We start from the raw sequence: 7,765 nt of genomic DNA, 5'->3' as shown, positions 1-7,765 counted from the left end.
ATAGCGTTAAAAAAGTATGACCATTTGATAACATACTAAAAGTAGGAAAAATTATTTAGCAAAAAACAAAAAAAATGTCGAACGGAAATATAAAATACAAACGAGACACTTTCATACCAGCATCCCCGGCGGATCAGCTACAGTACTGCATCATAACCGCATATCAAAACGTGACACAAAACATACACAAGAAATTATCTACTACAAAATACATTCTCTGTTATAACATGAAACAATGGATGAAAAAGTATTAACGGGCAACTAAAGTTATATCCGGATGGTCTGCAATGATTTCCATTAATATATCAAAATAAGTCTGTCCCCGGCCCTGGTTGAGCGCTTCGAGCTTCTCCCGGAAAAGCGCTTCATTAAACGCAGGGCCGGACAGTAATTTATCTTCATAATATTTCCTGGTAGTATCCACTCCTAACGCTTGTTGGCTATGTGCGATATCTTGCCAGATCAGTTGCATGGGTTCATTCATCTTAACCGCGCCAAAACCGCCATACAACAGGTCATTAAACCCGTCCAGGCTATTGCCCAGTTGCCAGTCCTCACCGGTCATGAATACACGATTTATCTCTGCATAGAAATCAGCTATGCTGTTGATACGGTTTCCTTCTATGATAAATTGGCTTGGTGCCGTCATCTTTTAACCTCTTTTATTATACACTCTCATCGCAAAGATATAAGCCCATATCGTAATCGCCACACACCATGCCATCGCCACCCAAATTTCCTTGCCTACCGGTTGGTTAAACATCAAGGCCCGGATCGTTTCTACGATCGGTGTCACCGGCTGGTGTTCGGCGAAAGCGCGAACGGCGGCCGGCATCGTGTCTGTAGGCACAAAAGCGGAACTGATCAACGGCAGGAAGTGAATCGGATAAGCGATCACACCCGCGCCATCTACGGTTTTGGCGGACAAACCAGGAATTGCCGCAATCCAGGTCAGCATCATCGTAAACAAAGCCAGTATGCCCGCTATGGCCAGCCAATTTAATACCCCCGCGGGTGACCGGAATCCCATCAGCAATGCTACCAGGATAATTACCACCAGCGACATCGCATTGGAAACGAGGGAGGTCAGCACATGCCCCCATAAAGCAGCGGAACGCGCAATAGGCATGGAATTAAAACGTTCAAATATACCCCGTTGCACATCGGTAAACAGGCGGTAAGATACATAACCGGCACTGTTGGCAATCGCTATGAGCAGTATGCCGGGCAGCAGGTAATCTACATAATGATCTGTGCCGGTGTGAATGGCGCCGCCCAACACGTATACGAACAACAACATCATGGCAATAGGCATGATCGTAACGGTGATAATGGTATCCAGGCTGCGGGATACGTGGCGCAGCGAACGACCCAGCATCACCCCCATATCAGGGAAAAAATAAGTTTTGACGGTTTGCATGTTACATTGTTTTTGTGCCTGTGATGGCCAGGAAAATATCTTCCAGGCTAGGCTGTTTTTCAATATATTCTACCTGTGCGGGCGGGAAAAGCGCTTTCAGCTCCGCCAATGTGCCGGTCGTGATAATTTTCCCCTGGTGAAGAATGGCAATACTGTCGGCCAGTTGCTCGGCTTCGTCCAGGTATTGGGTGGTAAGGAATACCGTAATACCACTGTCGGCCAGCTCCCGGATAACATTCCAGACTTCTATCCGTCCTTCAGGATCGAGGCCGGTAGTAGGTTCGTCGAGGAACACCAGCCTCGAATGCCCTACCAGGCTCATGGCAATATCAAGCCGGCGGCGCATGCCTCCGGAGTAGGTGGAAGCCCTGCGGTTGGCGGCCTCCTTCAAACCGAAACGCTCCAGCAGATCATCAGCGATGAGGCCCGGTTCCTGTAAATGCCGCAACCGGGCAATCATGATCATGTTTTCCCTTCCGGTCAGGATCTCATCTACTGCGGCAAATTGCCCGGTGAGACTGATAGATTCCCGTACATGAGCGGGTTGCAGGGCCACATTGAATCCGTTTACTATCGCAGTACCGCTGTCGGGCTTCAGCAGGGTGGATAATATTTTGACGATCGTCGTTTTACCGGCACCGTTAGTACCCAGCAACGCGAAGATACTGCCGGCTCTTACCTCGAAATCCACCCCTGTCAATACCGGAAGTTTTTTATAGGACTTGGTCAGCCCTTTTACCGAAATAGCCATTTTAACTTGTGACATAACATTTTCTTAGAGGGTGATTAATGTGATAGCAGTCAGGTCGGCCTTACCATTTTTCAGGAACTCGTAAGTCATCCGGTCTGCCTGACAATCGATAAACTGGATACGTTTTAAACTTCTGCCTTTAAAAAAGGTATTAGTAAGCGTTGAGCTCCGGAAGATGGTCTTTGAAAAAGTACAGTTTTCAAAATAGCAGTCCTCCACGGTACCTTCAAAAGTAACTTCCATCAGGTCGGTGCCTATAAACGCCGTATGACTCAGCACCGCCCGGGCCAGCGTGGTTTTGTGGCAGCTGGCGGATTTAAATTTCGCGCCGGTAAAATCAGCACCGGTAAAATCGCAGTCATTCAGGTAACTGGAGAGCTGGGCTTCTTTCAGGTCACAGTCTTTAAAGATGTCGCCCACCATATGGCAACCCTCAAAGCGGCTGCGGCTCATATCGGAACCGGAAAAATCGCAGTGCTCGATATTATTGCCTTTGAGCTGAAGTCCCGCCATATCTGACCCGATAAATTTGCAGCGCTGCATATTAGCGGTGCTGATTTTTTCATGCAGGTTTTTCAGCCCGGAGAAGTCCGCATCTACCCAGCTGCCGAGGGACATATCCCAGCTGAGTTTGTCTTCCTGTTTTTCGGGAGATAATACAGCCGTTGTGGCAGCTGGTTTTTCTACCACCGTAGCGGGAAAATTCTGTGAAAAATAGTTCAGGTCAACCCCTAATATTTCTGCCAGCCGGTTCATGGTAATAATATCCGGAACGGATTCCCCCCGCTCCCATTTTCCTACCGCCTGCGGACTGATAAATAATTGTTTGGCGAGGTCCGCCTGGGATATATTTACCTGTTTTCTTGCCTGGGCAATTTTGCCTCCAATGATCTTAGCTTCCATTTGCATTTTTTTTGATACAACAAAGATATCCGGGTTCATTTCAGCATCCATCAAAAGCATCACTCCTGTTAGTTGTAAGTTCGCTACTCATCGTTGTAATTCAACAACCAGAAGTTGTATTAGTTGAAAATCAATGATATGGACATAAAAAAACCCGGTACTTTCAGCGCCGGGTTATAGTATTTAACTGCTTTTAAAGCTATTTATATCCCTCTGTCCTCGAATTTTTCCGGGATTTTATACCCATTTTTAAACGGTACTACCGTCTTTTCCAACGGCAGGTTGTGCGCATTGCTGCAATTGCCGGCTATAATCACGAGACGATAGTTGTCTTCCTGTGCTACCGGCTGCATGGACCACCTGGTATACTTGCAGTAGGAGTTGCCAACCGGACTGTCATATGCATTCGAGTTCACTATGGAGAAAGCCTTTGTCAGCTGATCGTTGTTAAAGGCCAGTACATCATCCCAGGAGATATTGCTGCCCATATGGGTAATACCACCGGACAATACGATGCCCGTTGTGCCGGTACCCAGCCTGGTCAGCCTGTCGAAAATACCGGAATTGCCATACATGCCGCCACCGCCGGCATTCAGCAGGTGGTCCGTATGCTGCCAGTTGCCATCTACATTTTTAAATACCCATACGTCTACCCAACCGGTTGCCGGGCCGCCACCGGCCGGGATACCGTTGCGGAAGGTCGCCAGACAATAGGTATGGCCATCCTGGCGGAAAAATGCCAGCGAATCAATGTCGCGGTTTATCTTATAGGAGCCTTCCTCAGTTGGCACGGTATCATAGGTCGCTTTGGTGAGTTGTTCCACCTGTGCCGTACTGAAGCCGGGCTGTGCAGGCAACAGCTCCATGCGGGGGATAAACACCTGTCTGATCTCTGCATAGATGGTATTCCTCAGGCTTTCCACCGATTTTTCGGTAGCCAGCTTATCGAGAAAAAGTTTGACAATAGCGCCGGTTTTGGTATTACCATGTTGCTGTACAAAAGAAAGATATGTTTGTTTATTCCCGGGTATCAGGGAGCTGATCTCCTGGTGGTTGTCGAAAGAGGGGGTATTGTCTTGCCCAAAAAGATAATCCCGGCAATACATTTCAAAATTTTCCCGGGCGTTGTCTGCCAGTATGCTGTTGGGGTAGGTGGTCAGGAACTGTTCCCAGTGCAATGCCCGCTGACCGATCAGGCTAAAAGGGAGCATCAGGCCGGCATCTGCACTGTACAAGACAGTATCTTCATCCGCGTTCAGCTGCAGATAACTACGGTAGTCTGCCGGCAACGAGGTTTTAAAGATTTCGGTATAAAACGTGGGTTTGGTACGCAACTCCGTATATCCCTCCCCGATGTTCCAGGGCTCTATGCCGGCAGTCGCCAGCAAGGTAACGGTGGGGCGTACACTATCGGGCAGTACAATGGCATTCTTTTCTTCCGAATAATAATTAACATACACATTCAGCCATCCGCCTTCATTTTCGGTGATACCCGTCAGCGCGGAATCCACATAAAGCGCCAGTCCATTATACAACCGAACGGCAGCCTCCGGGCTGATACCGGGAAGTTGCCGTTCAATCTCTTTTTTTCTGCTGATCAGTTCAGCTACATATGCTTTCGTGGCTAAAGCCGGCTCCTGTGACTGGTTATGGGCCAGTGAGTCCGTTTTCGCCTTTTTTTGTCCGTTATCTGTTTTTTTATTGCCCCAGTTACAGGCTGCAAATAAAACAATGGATAATAATACGCCGGGAATCAGGCCCCGGATTTGGGTAGATGTACAGGTCATAAAATTTTAAAGCCGTGATAAGTGCCGTAAGATACAGAAACCGCGGCAATTAAACTGCCTTACCATTTCACCCGCAGCTCAGAACGCCGGTTCTGCCGGTAGTCTTCTTCTTTACAAGGCACACCATCCTTACAACCGTTCACCGGATCGTTTTCTCCCCTGTTACTATAATAGAGGTGTGTAGGACTGATACCTTTATGGGACAGGTAGTCTATCACCGCAAAACAACGCAGGGCTGACAGGTCAATATTATATTGATCACTGCCACGGCTATCCGCAAAAGAGGTGATCACCACTTTCCAATCGGGGTGCCGTTTCAGCACTGCGGCCACGTCGTCCAGTATCCTGCGGGAATCGGCGAGCAGGTTAGCACTGTTATAATCGTATAAGAATTTCAGGGATTCCAGTTTCTTTTTATCTGCCAGCTCTTCGGCCGTATGCCTTTTAACTAACTGCGGCGGTAGCTGCTCCGTTGCCGGAGGCTCGCCATGTCCGGTAGCCGGCGGTGGTGACAGCGGTTGACCATTCCGGCTGAAATGATCGGGGCCTGAGAAATAATAGACATCATCCCTTCCCTGTCCACCCTGCCTGTTGGAAGCCAGGTAACCTTCGTTACCATCGCGCTTCAATACCAGCCCTATATCGTCTGCACCGGAATTATATGGCAACTTCATGTTTTCAGGCGTATCCCAGCCGGCTTTCGTTCCTTTCACCCGGTAGATATCGTATCCTCCCATGCCAGCATGACCTTTACTCGAAAAGTAAAGCATACCGTCTTCATTGATGGTGGGAAAGGTCTCCGCAGCGACGGTATTGATCCTGTCGCCGCAATTGACCGGCGTTCCCCAGCTGCCGTCTGCCTGTTTTTCCGCATACCAGATATCCGTCTGCCCTTGTCCGCCGGGACGGTCGGACACAAAATAGAGTATATCGCCGCCGGTACTTAACACTGCGTGACTGGAAGAGTATCCCTCCATATTAATACCGGGTATCAGCACAGGCGTTTCCCATTTGCCGTTCTTTTTCACCGACTGGTAAAGTTGCAGGTGCCGTACCCCGTTCACCGGACCTTTACCGGTGTATGGCACGTCTTTGCCCTGTATATTAATGGTAGCATACAAAGTGTCTTCCGTGCGGTTCATACATACCGGGCCAATATTATAATGGTATTTACCCAGCAAGCCCGGTACCAGCTCTTCCAGATAGGCGTTGCCGTTATTCCCGGCTTGCTGCCGGTAAACGTAGGCTTTGAAGTAAGGCTGCTCCGTACGTTTATCGATGGGCGGGTTGGCTTGCGAACCGCTGTTCAGCGCCAGGGAACGGTACCCGTTCGACATCAGCAGTAATCCCTGCTGCACCACCCCGCTCACCACATCCGAACCGGCGGTATTCAGTTCCCCGAGCCGCTTTAACTGCACCGGCGCCCCTTGCCTGCTCCACACCGCGGCGCTGTCGCAGCTTATCAGCGCGATCGCCTTTAACTGCAGACTGTCGGCCTTTGAGGTGGCAAACAATGCATACTGCGCTTTGGCGGCATCATACTGCTGCAGTTGCCGCAGGACTTCCCCGTAGGCAAAATAAGCGGCAGCCGGGCGGTCCGGACGCTGTATAATTCGCTGGTAGGCATCAGAAGCTTCTTTGTAGTAACCGATCTCCTGGTAGCTCCGGGCCATTTTCATCCACTGGTCCACCGGCATCTTATCACCCTTATTACGGGCAATACGGTTATAAATCGCGCCTGCTGTGGCATACTCCTGGCGGGCGTAAGCCGCTTCTGCCAGCTGCAACAGGCTTTTCTGCTCCTGCGCATATAAGCGGGAAGCGGTGAGCCATATCAGCGGAACAAGGATTATCGTGCGACGTATCATACGGATAATAAGTAAGGTTTAAAAATACCGGGGATTCTTCACGGTGTAGTTTTTCGATGGTATCAAAAAGCCCAGCGAAATTTCATGCGATCCGCCCTGGTAGCTGGCCATTTTATTAATGGTAAGATCATAGGCGTAACCGATACGCAACTTTTCCGTGGCGTAAAACTCCACCATGATGCTGGCCGCATCGAGCTCGCTCAGGTCCTGCTGCAGGTTGGTTTTCTTCCAAATGCCCACACCGGTACGATAGGATGCACCCACCCATAACTTCTCACCGATCAGCAGGAAAGCGTTGATGTCTACGTTGGTAGGACCTTTAAAATCTTCCTTGATCAGGATGGATGGTTTCAGCTTAAAATTTTCTCCCAGCGGAAACATAGCACCGGCGGTAATATACAGGTGCTGTGTTTTGCGGATGGTAGCATAATTGTTCCCTTTCCAGTTGTACCGGGTGCCGTCTGTATACAGGGAAAACAGGTCCATCACGGAAGCGCCGGCATAAAAGCGGGGTGTATAGTAGTATACCCCGAAGCGGGCATCGGGTACCCATACGCTCTTTTTGCCCAGTGGGATCGCCATGTCTTCATTATCAATGTATTGCAGGGCGTTACCATCAATGGAGTACTGGGTAACGCCGCCGCCTATACCGAAACAAAGCCTGCGGGTATCCTCATCATCCAGCGGGATGCGGTAAGAATAGTTGCCGTACAGCGACAGCGCCTCCTGTGGTCCCAGTTTATCGAATAACATCTGCACTCCCAATCCCACCTTGTTATCGCTGGCAGGCGTCACCCCGTCGAGCGATACGCCCCCGGTACGTGGCGCACCGGGGAATCCGGCCCACTGATGACGATAGGTGGCATTCAAATACAAATCTTCTTTATAACCTGCATAGGCGGGATTAACACTTAACCCGTTGAAGATGTACTGGCTGAACTGTATGTTCTGTTGCGCCACGCCGTGCATCCCTATTGCCAGCAGCAAGACCATTATTCCCGCTCTGAGTACTGTTTGCATCTTTTACTTTTTTTGT

General features: G+C 49.5%; 7 protein-coding genes. All 7 read right to left on the bottom strand.

What is annotated here, in order from left to right; translation table 11 throughout:
• Positions 1-250: 250 nt before the first annotated feature.
• The 7 genes from ICL07_RS20405 to ICL07_RS20375 all read right to left on the bottom strand — a co-directional run bounded on the left by ICL07_RS20405 (position 251) and on the right by ICL07_RS20375 (position 7,749).
• Positions 251-649, bottom strand: a complete 399-nt coding sequence (locus ICL07_RS20405) for a barstar family protein (protein ID WP_188089896.1) — start codon at positions 647-649, stop codon at positions 251-253.
• A 3-nt stretch (positions 650-652) separates the two neighbouring features.
• Positions 653-1,420, bottom strand: coding sequence for an ABC transporter permease (locus ICL07_RS20400; RefSeq protein WP_188089895.1), 768 nt, complete (start codon positions 1,418-1,420; stop codon positions 653-655).
• Between the two features lies 1 nt (position 1,421).
• Positions 1,422-2,186: an ABC transporter ATP-binding protein gene (locus tag ICL07_RS20395; protein WP_188089894.1), complete on the bottom strand. Its 765-nt coding sequence runs from the start codon at positions 2,184-2,186 to the stop codon at positions 1,422-1,424.
• Positions 2,187-2,195: 9 nt separating this feature from the next.
• On the bottom strand, positions 2,196-3,074 hold the full coding sequence (locus tag ICL07_RS20390) for a pentapeptide repeat-containing protein (protein WP_188089893.1): 879 nt from the start codon (positions 3,072-3,074) through the stop codon (positions 2,196-2,198).
• 203 nt (positions 3,075-3,277) lie between these two features.
• Positions 3,278-4,861 carry a hypothetical protein gene (locus tag ICL07_RS20385; protein ID WP_188089892.1) on the bottom strand — a complete coding sequence of 528 codons (1,584 nt, stop codon included), beginning with the start codon at positions 4,859-4,861 and terminating at the stop codon, positions 3,278-3,280.
• Positions 4,862-4,920: 59 nt separating this feature from the next.
• A complete protein-coding gene (locus tag ICL07_RS20380) occupies positions 4,921-6,729 on the bottom strand; it encodes an OmpA family protein (protein ID WP_188089891.1) in 1,809 nt (602 codons plus the stop codon).
• 18 nt (positions 6,730-6,747) lie between these two features.
• Positions 6,748-7,749: a PorP/SprF family type IX secretion system membrane protein gene (locus ICL07_RS20375; protein WP_188089890.1), complete on the bottom strand. Its 1,002-nt coding sequence runs from the start codon at positions 7,747-7,749 to the stop codon at positions 6,748-6,750.
• Positions 7,750-7,765: the final 16 nt, after the last annotated feature.

The sequence above is a fragment of the Chitinophaga qingshengii genome (assembly GCF_014529935.1).
In the GTDB taxonomy this organism is placed as follows: Bacteria; Bacteroidota; Bacteroidia; order Chitinophagales; family Chitinophagaceae; genus Chitinophaga; species Chitinophaga qingshengii.
Note: the sequence above shows the minus strand (reverse complement) of the source record. Positions and strands in the feature narration are given on the sequence as shown.